The organism is Bacillus sp. 5w2, from assembly GCF_054353775.1.
In genome coordinates this window covers 12,960-33,017 of record NZ_JBTIWT010000002.1, presented here as the reverse complement: position 1 = coordinate 33,017, position 20,058 = coordinate 12,960, and the positions used below count along the sequence as shown (strand labels likewise).

Annotated in this window: 18 protein-coding genes and 2 pseudogenes; 6 read left to right on the top strand and 14 right to left on the bottom strand. The window is 35.2% G+C overall.

Going from position 1 to position 20,058, the window contains the following annotated elements; genetic code table 11:
• Positions 1 to 58: 58 nt before the first annotated feature.
• The 4 genes from ACXY7N_RS04365 to ACXY7N_RS04350 all read right to left on the bottom strand — a co-directional run bounded on the left by ACXY7N_RS04365 (position 59) and on the right by ACXY7N_RS04350 (position 4,068).
• On the bottom strand, positions 59 to 1,591 hold the full coding sequence (locus ACXY7N_RS04365) for a fatty acid--CoA ligase family protein (protein WP_016133871.1): 1,533 nt from the start codon (positions 1,589 to 1,591) through the stop codon (positions 59 to 61).
• A gap of 161 nt (positions 1,592 to 1,752) precedes the next feature.
• Positions 1,753 to 2,181 (bottom strand): lipoprotein, encoded by a 429-nt coding sequence (locus ACXY7N_RS04360; RefSeq protein WP_016133870.1) that lies wholly within the window; start codon positions 2,179 to 2,181, stop codon positions 1,753 to 1,755.
• A gap of 153 nt (positions 2,182 to 2,334) precedes the next feature.
• Positions 2,335 to 3,324, bottom strand: coding sequence for a lipoate--protein ligase (gene lplA / locus ACXY7N_RS04355; protein WP_016088968.1), 990 nt, complete (start codon positions 3,322 to 3,324; stop codon positions 2,335 to 2,337).
• 9 nt (positions 3,325 to 3,333) lie between these two features.
• Positions 3,334 to 4,068 carry an MBL fold metallo-hydrolase gene (locus ACXY7N_RS04350; RefSeq protein WP_016133869.1) on the bottom strand — a complete coding sequence of 245 codons (735 nt, stop codon included), beginning with the start codon at positions 4,066 to 4,068 and terminating at the stop codon, positions 3,334 to 3,336.
• Positions 4,069 to 4,247: 179 nt separating this feature from the next.
• Between ACXY7N_RS04350 and yhfH the strand changes: the two genes are divergently transcribed.
• Entirely contained in the window at positions 4,248 to 4,376 is a 129-nt protein-coding gene (gene yhfH, locus ACXY7N_RS04345; RefSeq protein ID WP_000567010.1) for a protein YhfH, read from the top strand.
• A 39-nt stretch (positions 4,377 to 4,415) separates the two neighbouring features.
• Here yhfH and ACXY7N_RS04340 read toward each other — a convergent pair whose 3' ends face one another.
• A complete protein-coding gene (locus ACXY7N_RS04340; RefSeq protein WP_016088970.1) occupies positions 4,416 to 5,429 on the bottom strand; it encodes a LacI family DNA-binding transcriptional regulator in 1,014 nt (337 codons plus the stop codon).
• A gap of 197 nt (positions 5,430 to 5,626) precedes the next feature.
• On the opposite strand from ACXY7N_RS04340, the pseudogene ACXY7N_RS04335 reads away from it, so the two are divergent.
• Positions 5,627 to 6,568, top strand: a pseudogene (locus tag ACXY7N_RS04335) (helix-turn-helix transcriptional regulator).
• An 84-nt stretch (positions 6,569 to 6,652) separates the two neighbouring features.
• A complete protein-coding gene (locus tag ACXY7N_RS04330) occupies positions 6,653 to 7,153 on the top strand; it encodes a DinB family protein (RefSeq protein ID WP_016088972.1) in 501 nt (166 codons plus the stop codon).
• A gap of 116 nt (positions 7,154 to 7,269) precedes the next feature.
• Here ACXY7N_RS04330 and ACXY7N_RS04325 read toward each other — a convergent pair whose 3' ends face one another.
• A complete protein-coding gene (locus tag ACXY7N_RS04325) occupies positions 7,270 to 7,779 on the bottom strand; it encodes a GNAT family N-acetyltransferase (RefSeq protein WP_016133868.1) in 510 nt (169 codons plus the stop codon).
• 133 nt (positions 7,780 to 7,912) lie between these two features.
• On the opposite strand from ACXY7N_RS04325, the gene ACXY7N_RS04320 reads away from it, so the two are divergent.
• Positions 7,913 to 8,266 carry a PH domain-containing protein gene (locus ACXY7N_RS04320; protein WP_016088974.1) on the top strand — a complete coding sequence of 118 codons (354 nt, stop codon included), beginning with the start codon at positions 7,913 to 7,915 and terminating at the stop codon, positions 8,264 to 8,266.
• A 26-nt stretch (positions 8,267 to 8,292) separates the two neighbouring features.
• Here ACXY7N_RS04320 and ACXY7N_RS04315 read toward each other — a convergent pair whose 3' ends face one another.
• Positions 8,293 to 8,598, bottom strand: coding sequence for a DUF2087 domain-containing protein (locus ACXY7N_RS04315; protein WP_016133867.1), 306 nt, complete (start codon positions 8,596 to 8,598; stop codon positions 8,293 to 8,295).
• 36 nt (positions 8,599 to 8,634) lie between these two features.
• Positions 8,635 to 8,827: pseudogene (locus tag ACXY7N_RS04310) on the bottom strand (hypothetical protein).
• 182 nt (positions 8,828 to 9,009) lie between these two features.
• Between ACXY7N_RS04310 and ACXY7N_RS04305 the strand changes: the two are divergent.
• The gene (locus ACXY7N_RS04305) at positions 9,010 to 9,723 is read left to right on the top strand and encodes a hypothetical protein (protein WP_016088976.1); all 714 of its coding nucleotides are present in this window, start codon (positions 9,010 to 9,012) and stop codon (positions 9,721 to 9,723) included.
• A gap of 47 nt (positions 9,724 to 9,770) precedes the next feature.
• Here ACXY7N_RS04305 and ACXY7N_RS04300 read toward each other — a convergent pair whose 3' ends face one another.
• The 4 genes from ACXY7N_RS04300 to ACXY7N_RS04285 all read right to left on the bottom strand — a co-directional run bounded on the left by ACXY7N_RS04300 (position 9,771) and on the right by ACXY7N_RS04285 (position 15,889).
• The gene (locus ACXY7N_RS04300) at positions 9,771 to 12,584 is read right to left on the bottom strand and encodes a YhgE/Pip domain-containing protein (protein WP_088083424.1); all 2,814 of its coding nucleotides are present in this window, start codon (positions 12,582 to 12,584) and stop codon (positions 9,771 to 9,773) included.
• Between the two features lie 216 nt (positions 12,585 to 12,800).
• Positions 12,801 to 13,373, bottom strand: coding sequence for a TetR/AcrR family transcriptional regulator (locus tag ACXY7N_RS04295; protein WP_016088979.1), 573 nt, complete (start codon positions 13,371 to 13,373; stop codon positions 12,801 to 12,803).
• Between the two features lie 213 nt (positions 13,374 to 13,586).
• On the bottom strand, positions 13,587 to 15,485 hold the full coding sequence (locus tag ACXY7N_RS04290; protein WP_016133864.1) for a M56 family metallopeptidase: 1,899 nt from the start codon (positions 15,483 to 15,485) through the stop codon (positions 13,587 to 13,589).
• A gap of 2 nt (positions 15,486 to 15,487) precedes the next feature.
• Entirely contained in the window at positions 15,488 to 15,889 is a 402-nt protein-coding gene (locus tag ACXY7N_RS04285; RefSeq protein WP_000184503.1) for a BlaI/MecI/CopY family transcriptional regulator, read from the bottom strand.
• A 228-nt stretch (positions 15,890 to 16,117) separates the two neighbouring features.
• Here ACXY7N_RS04285 and ACXY7N_RS04280 point away from each other — a divergent pair, with 228 nt between their 5' ends.
• Entirely contained in the window at positions 16,118 to 16,972 is an 855-nt protein-coding gene (locus tag ACXY7N_RS04280; protein ID WP_016088981.1) for a hypothetical protein, read from the top strand.
• Between the two features lie 113 nt (positions 16,973 to 17,085).
• On the opposite strand, the gene ACXY7N_RS04275 is transcribed toward ACXY7N_RS04280, so the two are convergent.
• Both ACXY7N_RS04275 and ACXY7N_RS04270 read right to left on the bottom strand, forming a co-directional pair.
• Positions 17,086 to 17,385, bottom strand: coding sequence for a hypothetical protein (locus tag ACXY7N_RS04275; RefSeq protein ID WP_088083423.1), 300 nt, complete (start codon positions 17,383 to 17,385; stop codon positions 17,086 to 17,088).
• Between the two features lie 99 nt (positions 17,386 to 17,484).
• The gene (locus ACXY7N_RS04270; protein ID WP_016133862.1) at positions 17,485 to 19,851 is read right to left on the bottom strand and encodes a DUF6359 domain-containing protein; all 2,367 of its coding nucleotides are present in this window, start codon (positions 19,849 to 19,851) and stop codon (positions 17,485 to 17,487) included.
• Between the last annotated feature and the right edge of the window lie 207 nt (positions 19,852 to 20,058).

Genomic DNA, 20,058 nt, shown 5'->3' with positions numbered 1-20,058 from the left:
TAACCAATGCTAAAAAATACAAAGGCAACCATCTTCAGAAAGATGGTTGCCCCTATTTTTAAACTTGCATCGCTTTTTCTCTCAAAGCTCTTCTTAACAACTTACCTGTCGTATTCTTTGGTAACTCTGTTAAAAACTCGATACTCATTGGCACTTTATATTTCGCTAAATGTAACGTGCAATAATGCATAAGTTCTTCTTCTGTTACGCTCGTTTGTTTTAGAACGACGTAAGCTCGTACTGCTTCTCCTAAGTTTTCGTCCGGTACGCCAATTACGACAACTTCCGCTACAGATTCGTGCGTGTACAATACTTCTTCTACTTCACGCGGATATACGTTATAACCACCAACTAGGACGATATCTTTTTTGCGATCAACGATATAGAAGTAACCTTCTTCATCCATTTTCGCTAAGTCACCTGTATATAACCAGCCGTCTTTTAATGTCGCAGCTGTATCTTCTGGCGCGTTATAGTATCCTTTCATCACGTTAGGTCCGCGAACAATTAATTCACCGACTGCACCGACAGGTACTTCTTCTCCAAGTTCGTTCACAATTTTATTTTCTACATGCCAAATATTTGTGCCAATTGAACCTGGTTTACGCGGACGATCTAGCGGATTGAAACAAGTAACTGGTGATGCTTCTGATAAACCGTACCCTTCTGAAACAATTACGTCAAAACGTTTTTCAAAGTTTTGCAGAAGAGCAACAGGCATTGATGCACCACCTGAAATACAAAGGCGAAGCGTCTTCACATCTTCTGCGCTCGCTTCTTCAAATAAATATAAATAATTGTACATTGTCGGTACACCAGCAAAAATCGTTGGTTCGTACGTACGACAAATACGGAATACTTCTTTCGGACTAAATTTCGGTAACATTAAAATCGTTGCCCCGTTCACAATCGGCGCATTGACCGCCACTGTTAAACAAAATACATGGAACATCGGCAGTGCCGCAACGACGCGATCGTCACCAGTATATTGTAAATACGACGCCACATCGCTCGCATTACTATATAAATTTTTATGTGTTAACATAGCACCTTTTGGTTTTCCAGTTGTGCCTGAAGTGTATAGAATAACCGCTACATCTTCTTCATCTAGCTCTGGGCCTTCGTAAGTTAAATCTCCAGCCCCTATCATTCTAGTAAACGTTTTCATTTTTTCGGTTTCTGTATGGTTAAAATCTGATGAGGTTTCGCATATAATGATGTTTTCTAATGAAGGAAGTCTTGTTGTAAGAGATTGTATAACAGGTAGAAGGACGTCGAGTACGATGATTGTTTTTACATCTCCATTTTGTAAAATGTAATGCATTTCGTCTGCTGTATAAATTGGATTAACTGGAATGACAGTTGCTCCTGCTTTCATTGTTCCGTATAAACCGACCAAAAAATGTGGTGAATTTCCAACAACTAATGCGACATTGTCCCCTTTTCCAATGCCCATTTCTGCTAAATTGCTAGAAAACCTTGTGACCATTTTGTTTAATTGGTCATACGAGACCGACTGATCCATAAATATATAAGCCGGTTTATCCCCCTTTTTTTTCGCCGTTTCAGCCAAAGATTGAACGAGATTCACACAAACCCCACCTTTATAAAATTTAGAATATTTAAAAATTCTAAATTAATTATATTAAAAGAAAATTAAAGTAGCAAGTGATATTCTATTAACTGCATATACAAGGATCACCTCCTCTTAGTTTACTTTGGAAAGATAAGGGGATTTTGTTTGCAAGTAATTTATGAAACTAGACCAGAAATCATTTTAGGATAATATGCATTCATCTTTTCTCTAAGTTTATTAAGTTCCTCTTTATTTAACGTCGTATGCTCTCCAAACAAGTTGATCGCGTCCGCTCCATCTTCATGAAAATACACCGTAACATATAATGTCGGTAACCCTGTATTGTCTTCATCTATTGAAAAAACGACATCTGGTGTCTTATTAACAGTGCTGAATGTTTCATTTCTTTTCCACTTCTTATTTTGAAACATGTCTTGTATTTCCTGTATCTTTCGTCTGTTATCTGTATGCGTAAAATATATAACATTATCTTTCGCTGGCTTTCCAATCGATAAAAGTATGTGACTTGAGGACGTTTCATCGTTACAAGCTTTCATTCCGATGACAAAGCTAAGCAATAATACAACGTACATTACCCTTTTCATTTCGATCCGCCTCCTTTTGAATATATATATTCCTTTGTAAGGGGCAGATGCCCTGTGATTTTATGGTAAGTGAAATTATATCGACTTACCGAAAAAACATGACAATCTACGCAAAAAGAAAGAGGCTGCCAGTTATGACAGCCCCTCTTATTTTTAGAAGAACAAATGTAAGAAATCTTCTGTTGTAATATTACCGAAGTAGCGTGCGATATCTACGCCTTCTAAAGCTACAGTGAATGCATCTTTATCAAATTGTACGCCTGTTAGACGTTCTTCAATGTCATGCACATCTAGTGAACCGAAGAAGTCACCGTAAATTTTGCATTCTGTTACTGTTCCTTTTTTCACTTCAAGACGAACGTCAACTTGTCCAACTGGGAAGCGGTGTGAATGTTGTAAGTTGAACTTCGGAGATTTTCCGTAGTTCCAATCCCAATTTTGGTAGCGTTCTTCAGAAAGTTTATGGATTTCCTTCCAATCATTTTCTGTTAATTCGTACGTCGGAATTTCTGTTTCTCCTTCGAAAATTGTTTCTAGAAGAAGTTGTCTAAACTCTTCTGTCGTCATTTTTTCGTTTAAGAACTCTGTAATGTTCGCAACGCGGCTACGGATTGATTTAATGCCTTTTGATTGAATCTTATCCATTTTTACTTTTAACGCTGATACGACGTGATCGATTTCAGAGTCAAATAGTAACGTGCCGTGACTGAACATACGACCTTTCGTTGAGAACTGCGCGTTACCTGAAATTTTTCTACCTTCAGCTAAAATGTCGTTACGACCACTTAGTTCTGCATTTACTCCTAATTTACCAAGCGCTTTCGTTACAGGCTCTGTGAATTTTTTGAAGTTGCTGAAACTGTCTCCATCATCTTTCGTAATAAAGCTGAAGTTTAAGTTTCCTAAATCATGATATACTGCGCCTCCGCCTGATAGACGACGAACGACATGAATACCTTTTTCTTTTACGTAATCTGCATTAATTTCTTCTACTGTGTTTTGGTTTTTACCAATGATAATGGAAGGCTCGTTAATGTAGAACAATAAATATGTTTCGTTAATATCTAAATTCTTCACACAATATTCTTCAATTGCTAAGTTTATTCTAGGATCTGTAATCCCTTTATTATCAATAAATAACATCGTATCACCTCATGAGTTCCATACGTAGCCACTATGCGCTAGCGTAATATGGCCACTGAAAATTTGTTTTGCTTCTGTTACTAAATCAGATGGATTGCCTGTATGCGGTAAGTGCGTTAATAAAAGTTCTTTTACATTTGCATCTTTCGCAATACTTGCTACTTCTGTACTATTCATATGCCCTGCTTTTGCAGCTTCTTGATGTGCATACATATTACACTCACAAATGAAAAGATCAGCATCTTTTGTGAATGGAATAAATTCAGGAATATAACTTGAATCAGCACTGTATACTACAGCGTCACTACCAGCTGTAATACGCATCGCAAAGCATGTAACAGGATGAATAGTTTTTAAGAATGAAATCGAGAACGGTCCAATTTGAAGTGTTTCTTCTGGATTGTACGCGATTCCTTTCGTATGTGGTTCATGCGTTAAAGAATGGAATCCATTCTCGTCAAACGTATGACCGTATATTGGTAATTCCGGTAGTTGCCCCTTTGTCGCACTCGTAATTAATCTCGCATATTGCAATACCCCAATGTCTGCAACATGATCGTGATGATAGTGCGAAAGTACAACTGCATCTATATCAGATGGTGTTATATATTTTTGAAGCTGTGCTAGTACACCACTGCCACAGTCTACAAGTAAACGAAAACCATCGTGTTCAAACAAATAGCCCGACGTTGCTTCTCCCGCTTCTGGAAAGCCGCCCCAAAAGCCGACAACAGTCATTTTCATATGTATCCATCCTTTCTAAACCGAGTAGGAATGCATGTTTCACTTACATCCTACATTGTTAACTATAATCCATTTCCTAAACTTTTTCATTAATTTTCACTTTTGTTATAAAACAGTTGTTGACTTTTATTTTTTGTACTAATACAATGATAGTAAGAAATGGAAATGGAGGGATTGACATGATCGATCAACCAATGGAGTTTTTCAGAAATTTACCGACGAAAACTTGTGCGCACTGCGGGAAAGAAATTGATGAGCAACACGAAGCATACCATAACAAATGTGATGACTGCGTTCACGAAGAATAGTAGTTTATGAACATAAAAAAACCTAGCAGACATAGTCTACTAGGCTAATAACATCGTATCCTTCATCGTTGAACCTTTCACCAAGAGCTCCAGTTCAAACTCATACAATTCTTTTTTTCGATAATTTTTCGTATGGATTTTATCCATCATCAGGTCGACAACTTTTCGGGCCATCTCATCGATTGGCTGTTCAATTGTCGTAATACCTGGCTCTGTAATCTGTGATAAAATTTGATTATCAAAACCAATAACAGCAAGATCATCTGGAATACTCCAATTATGGCGTTTCGCCTCTGAAATAATTCCAGCTGCTACCTCATCGCCTCCTGCCAAAATCGCGGTAGGATTTTTTTTGTCCTTTAATACTTCATGGAATATTCTCTTTCCATCATCCCAAGAGAAAGCGTTTTCAAGAAAATCGATCGCTTCTACTTGGCGGCTCTTCTCCGTTATGGCACGTAAAAAGCCCATTTTTCGCTGCTGGCTAACTACTTTGGTTTCGTTACCACGGCAAAAAATAAGATTACGATATCCTTGTTCTAACACATGCTTAGCAGCTATGTATGCTCCTTGCGCATGATCAAACTTCACTGTTGGAACATTTGCTTCCTCAATATATTCATTACATAACACAATTGGACCGTGCTGTAAGTATGGCTCTACATCTTCCCACGGATTTTCTAGTGAACATAGAATAATCCCATCTACTTGTTTCGTAGATAATAATTGTAAATACTCCATCTCTTTTTCTGGTAAATATCTTGTTTGACAAATAATCAGTTTATATTTATGTTCAGAAGCAGCAATCTCGATTGCTTCGATAAATCTACTGAAGAAAGGATTTGTAATCCTTGGAACGAGCACCGCAATTGTTTCCGTCTTTTGTTTACGAAGCCTTCTCGCCGCAGAATTAGGAACGAAGCCTAAGTGCTTCATTGCTAATTGAACCCTTTTTTTCTTCTCATCTGAAACATATGGATGATTATTAATCACCCTAGAAACCGTTGTCCTTGATAACCCCGCTAATTTCGCCACGTCCTCTATAGTCGACACGAAATTCTCCCCCTTTGCATGAAAACGTTTTCTTAAATTGATTATATAGTATATTATTGGAAACTGCAATATGGGTTGTTATGATTTTACTATATTAATATTATTCATAGGGAAAAGTCTGTTAATGGGAGGGGAATTTATACTACTTTTAGAACTTTACAGTAGGCATATTTACTAAAGATAAAGGGAGATATTTCATGAATCGGACGGATCGTTTATTAGCTATATTAATTGAATTACAAAGAAGACACACTGTTACAGCACAAAGCTTAGCGGAAAAATTTGAGACAAGTATAAGAACTATTTATCGAGACATGGATGCACTTAGTGAATCTGGCGTCCCACTTTTCGCCATGCCCGGCCACGGTTATTCATTAATGGATGGTTATTTCTTACCCCCCATTCAACTTACGCCTGAAGAGGCTGTTACTCTTTTATTAGGCGGTGATTATATCGAGAAAACTTTCACTTCTTCTTTTGCTGTACATGCACGATCAGCAAAAGAGAAACTTGAAATTGTTCTCCCTGCTGATTAACAAAAGAAAGCCCAGGAATTACGAGGAACTTTTCGTTTCCTTTCTCCTATATTCTCACATCAGCAATCTGAACAAGAAACACTAGAAAATCAACTTCTCCTATTGCAAGAATCTATTCAAAAAGAACAAGCTATCTCTTTTTCTTATCGTAAACCGAGGGAAACTACAAAAATACAGCGGGCCGTTCATCCTTACGGTTTAGTCAATATTTCGGGAATTTGGTACATCGTTGCCTACTGTTTACTTCGAAAACAAATACGTAATTTTCGTTTAGATCGTATGGAGGAATTACAACAAGAGCAAGAATTCTTTACGAAACCGAAAGACTTTTCTTTACAAAACTATCAACCTGAAAATAATCGCACTGTTATGATTCATTTATTGTTTCCATCTCATATTGCACATAAAATTATTGAATCACGATATTATTTTATAGATTCATATGAACATAGAGATAGCGGTTTTCACGTTTTTTTGAAATCAAGAAACATAGACGAAGTATTTCAATGGGTATTAAGCTGGGGAAGCCAAGTACAAGTACTTGAGCCAAAAATTCTTTCTGAGAAAATCCGTGATGAAGCAAAAAAAATGTTAAAACTGTAATTTCACTACTGACATAATGCTGTCAGTATCTCTCCTTTATAGTAGGTATTAACAAATACATTTTCATAAAAAGGAGTTAGTGATATGAAGAAATTTGAAGAGTTAGCAACGTACTACATAGAGGAATTAGAAAAGTACTCTATAGAACAATTTAGGATGAAGCCTTCTAATGAGGAATGGTCTCTCGGTCAAATGTATAATCACTTAATTTCAGCTACACGCATGCAGTTAGATGCAATCGCAAAATGCAGAACTGAATTACCTTCTGTAACTAACAAGAAAACAGATATGGGAGAAAAGGTATATATGATGGGAGCTTTCCCAGACATAAAAATCAAATTACCAGATCATCCTGGATATACGCCTGAAAACCCAGCTAATAAAGAAGACGTACAGAAACAGATTCTAGAATTAATTACAATTGTTAAAGACATTGAGCCAACGCTTTCTTCTATCTCTAGTGATTGTAAAGTCGAACATCCTGGGCTTGGTTACTTACATGCAGCAGAATGGTTCCAGCTTATTTCTATGCATTTTGCACATCATTTACGTCAGAAAGAAAGATTGGAACTTAAGGTTTGCTAAGTGTTAACATTTCCACTAAAAAGAGACTGCCCATATTGGCAGTCTCTTCACTAAAATATGCACCGCCTATACAATTCATAAATTCCCACTTGCTATCAATAGAAGACTCCTCTTTTTTATTCAATATAAAAACACATCAATACGTCATCTCCATATGACCCATCTTCATATTTAATTTGCTTTCTTTGTCTGCCTTCTTCTACAAATCCCATACGTTTGTACACCTTAATCGCTCTATCATTAACAGAAACTACGCCTAAGCAAATTTTCTCTAAACCTTTCTGCTCTTTAGCCCAACTAATAAGAAATTCAATTAGTTTCGTACCAATGCCTTGATTACAGTACGCCTCCCTTATCCCCATTCCCATTGTACCTGCATGTCGTAAGCGTTCTAGTTCATATCGATTGAAAATTAAAAAACCAACCAATTTTTTATCAACTTCATAAACTATGTAAAGATTACCTTTTTCATTACTTTTCCGTATCTTTTCAATTTCTGCATTACTATCATTTGGTAATTTATTTGGAGATACTATAAAAAACTTTGTAGTAGTTTCCAATAGTATAATTTCTTTTCTAATATCTATAATTGATTCTGCATCAATCTCTTTTGCAAATCGTATCACTAAATCACCTCGTACCTTTTTCTTTAAAAAATAACATTAAAACTATATAACGCTCAAAATGCAACATTACATATTGAGAATTTTTCCACTTTTGATACAATATCTTTACATCTATATAAAAGGAATGTATACAATGAATCCAATTTTAACAGCTGCAAAACAACTATTACATAAAGAAGAAACAATTTTATCTACTTTAAATTGTTCACTTACTGGCTATATAATTACGCATAAAGTTCCGCATCCAGGCATGCTACTTGCTACGAATGGAAGACTTCTCTTTTTTAGCCAATATAAAAACACATTCATTGCCGAATTTGATTATGAAAAAATTCTATCCATAGAAACGAAGAGAAGAATCTTTGATAAAAAAATAATATTTTACTATGAAGATGAATATATCACGCTGGGATACATTACAAGTTCAAATATTGAAGAATTCATAGACTTACTACGCAGAAAGTGCAAGACTAGTACGAGCTCATAATCAGTGGGGATCCCCCTGCTGATTCATTATTTTAACTCCTCCCACTTCACCCAAACTTCTCTCCCATTTATACGGTACGTATTATCCTCTCGATCCATAAACCCGTGCACAATAAACTCACGTCTAATCGTACAAAAATCATCATGGTATTGTTTTATAAATGTATTCATTTCTTTTTCCGTATATTGATTTCCAGCGTTTAATTTGCTAATTAAATGCTCTAACAATACTATTTTTTTCTTCTTTTGACCTGGAATCGATTTTAAACGATCCTCTTTATCGAAAAAGTTACGGATAGTCGTATCCCTAAATTTCATTTCACTTTCAGTCATTTTATTGTCCCCCATTGATTTTTATACAATAAAACTTTATTGTTTGTCCTTACTATTCTTCTTCATTCTTTCACTTACAACATCCATAAAGTAATACCCACTAATTAGCACATAGTAAACTACAAGTATTCCTAGTGCATCTTTCATATTTATATATTTTTCTTTGTGAAACAAGAAAGATGATTAATGGATTTAAGATAAAATAATAAATAAGATTTCCTTTCATCATATCAACTCCCCTACCCTATGTTTCTCTGTAAATTGTTGTAAGTCCTTTTCACTTTTACTCCTCTCCTCCACACTTTTTTAATTTATTCATCATTTTTATACTTGTAACTTATTATTCAAATCAATAATTCCATATGGTAAATTATGTTATAATTAACTTATACATACTTTGGAGGGTACATAGTGAAAAAAGCTATTATAGTATTAAGCATCCTATATCTGATTTTAACTGTACATACAGGAGCTGTTCTTTTAGGAAAAGAAGATTATAGAAATGCTATCAATACATTAAAAAAAACGGAAGAAGTCTCTTCATTTCAATCTGCAAAAGACGGTGTAATTTTATTAAAAGGGACGTTAACTACTGCGCAACCTATTACAGAAGAAAAACTTCAAAATAAAGAATTCGCACTCCTTGAAATTAATACGTATAAACGCCGAAAGGCAAATTGGATAAACATTGATACTGAGCAGCATATTGCAAAGCAACTCTTATTAAACAATGAAACTCTTCCTACATTAAAAGAAATCCGTTTTTCAATGGAGCCAATTACACTGTTAGGAAAAGATATTTCTGCCGAAGATTACTCACTAAAAAAGGATGATACTCAATTAACAATTAAAGGTAAGGGCTACCGATATACAGGAATAGAAAACAAATCAGATACTCTTATTTTTGGTATAAAAAAAGGAGATACACTTGAAGGCTATAGTGGCTCAGAAATTCTAATAGGAAAAACAAAAGAGGATATTGCCAGGAACATGAAACTATATACTTTTGCTGAAAGATATGGTCCATTTGTTTGGATTGTAGCTACTATTCTCCTCATAAGTGTTGGTATACACTTGTTCCGTAAAAATAAAAAAACAAATAAAATTTCTCATCCAATAAAATAAAACCGATAAAAAAGGCACCTTTTCAGTGCCTTTTTTATTGGTCTTATTTACGCTTCAACCGATTGATTTTCAGCAATATTTTTAAACTGTCGTTTATGCATCCAAGTTAATGAGGCGATAGTTCCAAGTGATAACACAACGATGAAAATCATGAGTATTCCTATGTTTTGCCACATGAAGTTAAAGTCTCCACTTGATACGACTGCTTTCAATCCTGATACAGAGTATGTCATCGGTAACCAAGCGTTGAATGGTTGTAAAAACTTCGGAATCAATTCTAGTGGGAATGTTCCAGCACTTGTTGTAAGCTGAATAATTAATGTGATAATGGCAATAAAACGCCCTGCATCACCGAATGCTGTTACTAAACATTGAATTAATGCGATAAACGCTAAGCTTGTAACGATGCTAAAGAGTATAAAGTACGGAATGCTTTGTACTTCTACACCTAACCCAAATAGTAATATAACATCAGCTACTACCGCTTGAATAACTCCAACTGATAGTAAAACACCAAACTTACTAATAAACCAGCTAAATCCTGATTTCGGAACGCCGACTGTATCACGTAATGGATATACGATTGATAGTAGCAATGCCCCAACGAATAAACCGAGTGATAAGAAATATGGTGTGAATCCTGTTCCGTAGTTTGGAACTTCCGCCATTTTCTCCGTCTTCACTTTTACAGGACTTGCAAACATATCATACGTTTTATCGGTTCCTTTTACTTCACCCGTTTTCTCAGCCCCTTCGCCAAGTTTCTCAGCAAGTTCACCTGAACCATCGTTTACTTTTACGAGGCCATCTGTCACTTTTCCTGAGCCGTCTGCTAGTTTATTTACGCCGTCGATTAGCTGGGTTGAACCAGTTGACATTTTATTTAGACCACCATTTAGAGTACCTAAGCCAGTTGTTACTTGACCAGAGCCATCTGCTAATTGATTTACTCCACCTGTCATTTGGTTTGCTCCTACAGATAATGTACCTAAACCGCCTGTTACTTGGCTTGAGCCATCTGCTAATTGATTTACTCCACCCGCCATTTGGTTTGCTCCTGCAGATAATGTACCTAAACCGCCTGTTACTTGGCTTGAGCCATCTGCTAATTGATTTACTCCACCTGCCATTTGATTTGCTCCTGCAGATAATGCACCTAGACCAGCTGTCACTTTTCCAGATCCGTTTTGTAATTGCGTTACGCCATCAATTAATTGAACTGATCCATCTTTTAATTTATCAGCACCTATTTTTGCATTATCTAATCCCTCACCAAACCCATGAAACTTACTAACAAATTCATTTTGTGCGTTCGTTAGTTTCTCAATACCACCTGCTAGAGTTTCCACCCCTGCTGGATTTGGTAATTTGTTTTGCAATCCATTTGTTTTTTGATGTATTTCGCCTTTTAATTGTTTTACTTCTTCATTTAATTTATTTGTTCCACCCGCTACTCCGGAAGCTTTTTGCTGAACTGTCGCTGTACTTTTTACAGCACTTGTTATGAACGGTTGTAACTGCTCTTGATATTCTTTTGGTAAACTTTCAATTTGCTTTTGTAAATTCGCTACCTCTTGCGCTGCATTTTTTGCATCTCCTGCTGTTGATTGTGTAAGTTCATTTAACTGATTTACATTCGCCCCAGCCCCATCTATTTTCTCATTTACTGCATTCAATATAGAAGGAATTTCCGACTGCATTTCACCTAATCCTGCAGCAGACTTTTGTACGTTACTATTTAAATCTTGCAATCCCTTTTGAATTTCTTGAGACCCTTTTTCTAATTGACTTTGCCCTTCAGCAAGTTTTCCCATACCATTTGATAGATCCGTTGTTCCTGCTTTTAATTCACCGGATTTACTTACTAATTGGTTCAAACCACCGGTCACTTTCTCAGATCCATCACGCAATTCGCCAATTCCTTTTTGCATTTCACCCGTTTTACTATTTAACGTATTTAAACCGTCTGTTACTTTTCCGGAGCCATCTACCAATTTTCCAATACCTGTTTGCATCTCACCTGTTTTACTATGTAACGTATTTAAACCGTTCGTTACTTTTCCGGAACCGTCTAATAATTTCCCGACACCTATCTGCATTTCACCTGTTTTGCTATTTAGCGTATTTAAACCGTTTGTTACTTTTCCGGAGCCATCTACTAATTTATTAGATCCATCTGCTAATTTCTGAACTCCATCCTTCATCTCCCCAGACTTCCCTTGCAGTGTATGAAGGCCATCTGTCACTTTACTTGAACCATCGTGCAATTCACTTGATCCGTCGTGTAGTTTATTTGCTCCTTCCGCCCCATCTGCTAATCCTTTTGAGACGTCTTGAATGGAATCAAACATTTTCTCTGCATATGTTTTGGTTAACGTACTTGATACTTCAGTTTTAATCTTTTCAATGGCTGTTCCGCCAATTTGTGAAGATAAGAAGTTTAAACTTTCGTTTGGAATGTATTCTAAGTTTAATGGTTTTGGATCATCTTTTAATAACGTTGTAGCGTTACTTGAGAAGTCATCTGGAATGCGTACTAACATGTAATACTTTCTACCTTCCATTCCTTTTTTCGCCTCTTTTTCACTTACAAATTCCCATTTAAAACTTGTATTATCTTTTAAGTTATCAACGAGCCCTTTTCCGACCTCAATTGGTTTCCCATCAAATACTGCACCTTTATCTAAATTGACTACCGCAACTGGTAAATCATCTAACTGTTTATACGGATCCCAAAAGGCCCATAAAAACATACCTGCATATAAAATTGGTACGAATAAAACCGCGATAATTGGAATTAATATTTTTTTACTTTTTATAATTTGTGTGAACTCTTTACGAAGTAACTGATTTCCTTTCATCATTTCTCCCCCTTTTTTCTGAATGACCAAAATGTTCATTTGGTCATTTTTACCCAAATAAAAAGGCTATACTTATTCATACATATGCCTTATCCCCGAATTTATACTATGCAAATGTTCCTTACTATGAAGTAAATATTTCTATTATCCCTCCTAAAATAAATATATGACCATTTTGTTCAAGTGGTCACTTTTTATAATAATAAAAGGATTATCTTAGTTTGACAATCCTTTTAATAAATAAAGTTCAAATAATTCTGCGATTTTTTCTTTTTCTAACGGTTTATGATTTTTTTCCCAATCAAAAATAAGCGATACGTATAAGCGAAGCATAATAAATGCTGTAATTTCTGGATCACATTTGCTAATTTCACCTTTTTCAATCGCAATCTTTAAATACGATTGAATGACAGAAACGATTTCCACATCTACTTGTTGCATCACTTCTTGTACTTCTTTCGTTCCCATATCACGTTCTTCTTGAATTAACTTAATCATGAGCTGATGTTCTTTTCTGAATTCTAATATGCTATATAATGCTCTATGTACATTTTCAAAAAATGAAACATCTGAACGAATTGCATGTTCTGCAACTTGCTTCATTTCTGTAATTAAATTAGAAATAATTTCACCAAATAGCTCTTCTTTATTTTTGAAAAAAGTATAAATCGTTCCTTTTCCTACATTCGCTAACTTCGCTACTTGATCCATCGTTGTTGCTTTATAACCGAACGCTGAAAAAGACTTTGTTGCAGCTTCAATAATAGAACGCTTTCGATCTATCGCCACATCGTCACCTCCAAAAATGACCAATTGGATAATATAGTCAATCAGTACATCTTTGATATTACCACACGCTTACATTCTATACAAGTTCTCTTTTTTATTATTTCCAGTATAAAAAATTCCAGTCAAGTTATATCATACTGTCCATAGTGTATCAGAAGAAAAGAGAAAAGGAAAAGGTGTTCTTGAGATATACATCTCAAGAACACCTTTTTATTATTTCAACATAGAAAGCATAACCTTCTCTAACTCTTCTTTATTTACATTCTTATCGAATACTGCTTCTCCTGGGTTCTCTAAACTATGATTAATAATAACGATTTGGTATGCACTATTTTTCCCTTTTGCAGGAACAATCATCTTCATACCTTGTAAATTACTATGCGAGTTATGAGTCGCATAGTATATTTGATTACCTTCTAGTTCGTACTGTTCAATGTTTTCTTCTACAACAAACAAAGCATGGAACGGATCTTTACTTTCCCCAAAAACTTGTGATTGAGAAATTGCATAATTTCCTTTTCCGTTTGTATATTCTAAATCAATAATTAATTCAGGTCTTCTCTTAATAAAATAACTTACCTTTTCATCCTTCAGATTGTATCCTTCAATTGTGTAAGTTGGCTTCTTAATTTGAAAATCAACATGTTCCTGCGCTTCCTTCACCGTATAATTTAAAGATTCATGCACTTTGTCATCAAATGGTTTTGCTTGATCATAAAGTGCATATAATTTGTCACGATCAGCTTCTGTTAAACGCTCTTCTCTAAAAAATATTGACTCGTAGTCAGAATCTCTCGGAGCCCCTTTTTTCTGTATATTAATAATTTCTTTAGATAATTTTATGTACTGCTGGAATTCATCTTTTGTTAAAGCCTTTTCAGCTAAATATATATAATCTGTCTTTTGTTCATACACTCTTGCTGAATAATGATATTCTTTTTTCGCATTTTCTTCTGTACCATACAGCATATCTACAGCATTTTGGAAAGCATCCTTTGACTGCTCTACCTGATCCTCTTGTTTTTCTTGCCCTTCCGTTGCACGTGCGTTGAATAAAGAGAGGGATGCTATAGCAACTATAGCAATAACTCCAAGTAAAGAAAGACGATACGATTTCTTTTGGAACTTTTTAATCATAACGATTCTCCTTTTTAGTGTTCGTTTATTTCTACTTAAATTTGCTAGGCTTGGTGCTTGATAGGAATAGTGTTCTAGAAGGGTAATAATTGTATGACCGTATGCAATTTGCTCCTCTTTATCTATAAAAGTAAGCGCATATGCATCACAGGCTAATTCTTGATCTTCTCGCATACAGAAATAGGCGTACCAAAGAATCGGATTGAACCAATTTAATAGGAGTAAACTATACATAATCCAATTTACCGCTACGTCATTTCTCTTAATATGAGCTAACTCATGGTAAAAGACATATTGTAATTGTTGTTCATTTAATACTTTCATATGTTTTTTTGATAGTAATACTTTCGGACGAAAGAAACTAAATACGGTTGGACTCGCAATTTTTCCTGCTAGACGTAATGAAACTGCCTTCTTCATTTTCATAGACTGCTTACAGCGATTAAACACTGTAACGACCTGTTCATCTGTAATATCCGGTTGTTTCTTTATGTAAGAATATAAACGTCTATTTGTAATAAACGTTATGACTGCTAATATGATTACCCCAGCTAACCAAACATATAGAGCGATTTTGTATAAAGAAAATGCAGTCTGTTGTTCCGCACCCGCTTTTACTTCAGGTCCACTATTTTTTGTCACAGTTTCTGAATTTGATTCGAATTCCACTTTACGGTCGCTTTCTATGTTCACTATACTCTCAGTAGCCGGCATATTTTTTGGAATAACTTCCGACACACTAGAACTATAAGAAAGTAATGAATAAATGCTATAAGAGCTATCTGGTGACCATGGTAAAAGGAGTCTTATCATTAGTACGATCCACAGCATATATTGCCACCGGGGCGTTAATTTATTTCTAAATAGCACTTTTATACATAGAATAAATCCAACTAATATGCTAGCCATAAGTGACGTTTCTATAAGCCAATCAAAAAAATGAGGAAGGTATACATTTATAAGCGTGTCTATCATTGTTATCTATCCTTCCTCTTGTTCTCCTCAGTCTTCTCATCTAAAATGCGTTTCAGTTCATTAATATCTTCTGAAGATAATTTTTCCTCTTTTAAAAAATTAACAAGTAGTGGCTTAAACGCTGCGCCACAAAAACGCTTTAGCAAAGATTTCGTTTCAACTTGTAAATAATTATCTTGTGATACTAACGGATAATAAGCGTACATACGCCCTTTATCTTGATGGTAAGAAACGGCTTCCTTTTGTACTAACCGATTAATTAATGTCCGGATTGTTTTCGGTTTCCAATCCATTGCATCTTCCAGTTCTTCTATAATTTCATTCGCTGTTTGTGGAGAGTTCGACCAAAGTACTTTCATAATTTCTAATTCTGCTTCAGATATTTTAGGTAATTGATTTGTCATAGTATATTTCACTCCCTTGTATTACATTTGTAATCTATAACTAAGATTACAAATGTAATACTTAATTGTCAACCAAATTTCAGAAAAAAATACTTTCAACTAAACCTTACTTAACAACAAATTTCCCTTTTTTCAAATAATCAAATAAAAAAACCAAGAAAATCTTTACATTTAATAGTAATATAGAAAATAGACAAGTTTATCAAAATAGTGGAGGCTTTTTCAGTCATGATGCGTGCGCTTCGTTTAAATATAAAGCAAGCTTTTTGTAATCGTGTTTCTTTAATTATTATGTTTAGTGGATTCGTTCTTATTTGTATTTATCACTATTATTATGTAATTCGTTATTTAGGAGATCCAGCGAGTGGACCTATTTCAACAGATATGAAATGGATTGGATTTCGCGACAATGAAATGGACGTTTATTTGTTATTAATGCCAGTTATTGCGAGTTTTCCCTTTAGTACAAGTTACAATTCGGATAAGTCAGATGGTTTTAAACCGTTTGTGAGTAAGGGGATTTCTATCTTTACTTATTCAGTAACGAAATATATCGTTACGTTTTTTTGCGGAGGATTTCTTTATACGCTTCCATTCATCTTATCATTATTATTTTGCAAATTAACCATTCCAGACGGAGAACCTACAGCTGGTTCAGGCATCATAAATGATGAGGGAATGTTCGCAAACCTATATTTTGATGCACCTCTCACTTACATTACTGTATATATCGGAATTAATTTTTTATTTGCAGGTTTAATGGCCCTTTTAGGACTTGCTGCATCTGTATGGTCACAAAAGGACTATATGGCAATTCTCTTTCCATTTGCAGTTGCCTCCATTCCGTACGTCCTGCTAAATACAATACTTCCTTCAATAGGCGGAGCACCTTTTCATTTATATGATCCGAAACAACCATTGCAAGGCATGTCACCGTATATTTTAACGATGCAATGTACTTTCTTCCTTCTCGTTAGCTTATTCATGTATATACAAGGAGTAAAACGGGATCGAAAAAAATATAGAAGAAGACTGCAAAAAAGAGATCGGTGTAGAAAAGCGTTTCAAGCAATTTCAGACTAAATGATGATATGAATAAGAGCGTAATTCCCTAATTTAGCTTAGAGAATTACGCTCTTATTCTCATTTACATGTATCAATCTTATATTTTCAATATTCATATAATCATCCCCCCTTTACGGCGTACCTGCCAATCCCCATAAAATAACGACCGCCGCAAAATAAATCGCTTTAATACCTACAACTGAACATAATAAAATAATTGCAAATTTACTTAATTCTCTTCTTGCGCCTATTAAAGTAAAAATCACTGCCAAACTAAATGTTACATAGGACGATGCTGTATGTATTAAGTTATACGTAATGTCCAAATTTTGAGTAAGTCCTGTTATCTCCGCTACAAATTGGAGCATGACAATTGTACTAAAAAATATTGCAAGCTGATTCATTAACTTTCCATTTATTCCTGCTTGCATCTTTAACCTCCTTGTTAAAAAACTGAATTTTTAATCAATTTTAACATGATTTTCACAGAAAAAGAACGCTTAGTATATTAAGCGCTCTTTTTCAACTATTTAAGAAGCTTTCTTCAAATCGATTTGAGCAAGTACTGGGTCGTGGTCACTTACACGTCCATGTTCTTTCATAATGTTTGAGTTTAAGTGTACTGGATCTACAATTGTGTGTGGTGCGATGTTGTTTGTTACTAAAATATGATCTAACACTTGTGCATTTCCTTCATGAATGTACGTGTAGCGGTTCTCTTTCGGCACTGTGTTTAACATATTTTTTAAGTTTGTTCCTTCTAGTGTTTTTAGTGGTTTAGCGAACTCAAAATCGTTCATATCCCCTAACACAACAACTGGTGCATTCGTGTTCTTTTTCTGAATTCCTTGTACGAAGTGATTTACTTCTTGCGCTAATTGAATTCGTTTTTCTTCACTCATTAATACGAGCGGCTGCACTTTTCCAAATGGCGTTGCATCCCCTATTTTTGAGTTTAAGTGATTTGCAACGACAACAACGTTTTGTCCTTGGAACGTAAATTCTGCTGCAAGCGGTTTACGTGTACTTTCAAATAATGGGTTTTCGTCTCCAATACGAACAACATTTTTATCAAGTAACTTCGGTACTGCTGCTAATTTCACACGTGATGGATTGTAGAAGAAACCGACGCGAATATTCGCTCCTGGTGCTCCCCCATCTAGATTATTATGCGGAGCAATTTCTACATACTCATACTTCGGTCCACGAATTTCTAGCACTGCATCAATGATACGTTTTGCGCTTAACGAAGCATCTGTTGTACCGTCATTAATTGTTCCATTATTATCTTGCATTTCCTCTACACCGATAATATCTGGCATTTTTAAATTGTATTTAATTGAATAGGCTAACGCTTTTACTTTTTCATCTGTTGTTTCTTTTTTATTCGCCGAGAAGTTTTCAATGTTATATGTAGCAACTGTTAACTTATCAAGACGAGGTTGAATATTTGCCCCTACTTGCTTAAATCCACCGTCCACTACAGATGGTAATTCTGTTACTGGTGAAATGCGGAACGAACCGTAATCATATCCGACTACCCCTGTTATATCTCCAGTGAAAGTATCTCCTACTTTTGCTACATAATCACGAGGTACCTTTACAGAAAGGCGCTCTGGGTTTAATTGATTTTCATCTAATAAAGGTGTGCCATATTTCGTTACGACTTTATCTCCACCATTTTCTACTGTTACATATAAATTCCCGTTTTTCTGAGGTGCAATAATTTTTGGCGTTGGCATCGTAACGCGCATACCTTCTACACTTTCATAGAAGTCGATTGCATCTTCATTTGGATCGAATAAACCGAATGCATCATTATCGATAATTTGATCAGGAATTTTCACACCATTTTCCCCTAATACAATCGGTGCTGGTAAAGGTTGATCTTTTGCGATTACAGCAACACGGCTCGCCTTAATTTCCGTCGTCGTTAAGTCAGTTTCAAATCGCTCTGCATATCCAGGACCAACATATTCTTCCACTTCTCCATCAACTTGAATAAGATCTCCTACCGCTACATTCGCATCTTTTTTGTATACGTACATACCTTCTGAAGTAGCTGGGTCATTATCTGGCTGATTATCTTCTATATAAAAACCATTTTTATCAAGCGCTGTGACAACGCCTTCCACATTGTATACTTTCTTCCCTTTGTAAGGAGAAATATGTGATTTTCCTTGAATATCATGAATACGAACCTGTTCATTGTTTACGATAATAAATGAAAACGTTGAAATTGCTGAAGAAGTAAACCCTTCTTTCTCTGCAATTGCTTTAATCACACTATTTTCATTCACTACAATTTGTCCGTTATAACGAACACTTTTATTTGTAGGGTTAGAGCCATCTAACGTATAGTAGATTGTTGCTCCTTCTGTATTCGTTGTTAATGTTACCGCTGTGCCCTTCGCAATTTCTCCGCCACCAGGCGAAGCTACTACATCGCTAACACGGTTTTGTCCTTCCCCTTGAAACTTATGAGCTGTTACGGATTTTAAACCTGGGCTACTAAAATATAATTCAAGCGTCCCTGTTAAACTAACTTTCTTCCCGATATTTTCAGGATGATCTTTCACGTTTACTGCTGCTCTCACATCGCCTTTTGGCAACTGAACAGGCATAATTTTGTCTGGATTCGTTTCATTTGGCGAATCCGCAATTGCTACGTTTGTATCATCAAACTTAGCCGGATCTTTCGTGTATTTAGAAGGACTTTGCGTATATCCGACAATATATCCTTCCACCATCCCCTTCATTTTTCCTTGCTGCTTAAATACTTGAATTGCTTTTTCTACTGACATAGAAGTCGTTTCTTCTGCCTGTGCTAAAGTTCCAGTAAATGAAAGCAATAGCAAGAATGATAAAAAGATACTTAACAATTTCTTCACAGCCATTTTCCTCTCCCTATTTCATATTTTCTCAGCATTTCTATCATATCAAATGATTCGTTATATAGAATGATATTTCGACAAATTTTACAAAAAATTTATTTAATTTACAAGCTTTCAAACTACAATACAAAATAATAATTTTACACCTTCTACGAATGCGAACTATAATAGTAGAGAGAGAAAACAGAAAATATCGAAATTTAATTGGCA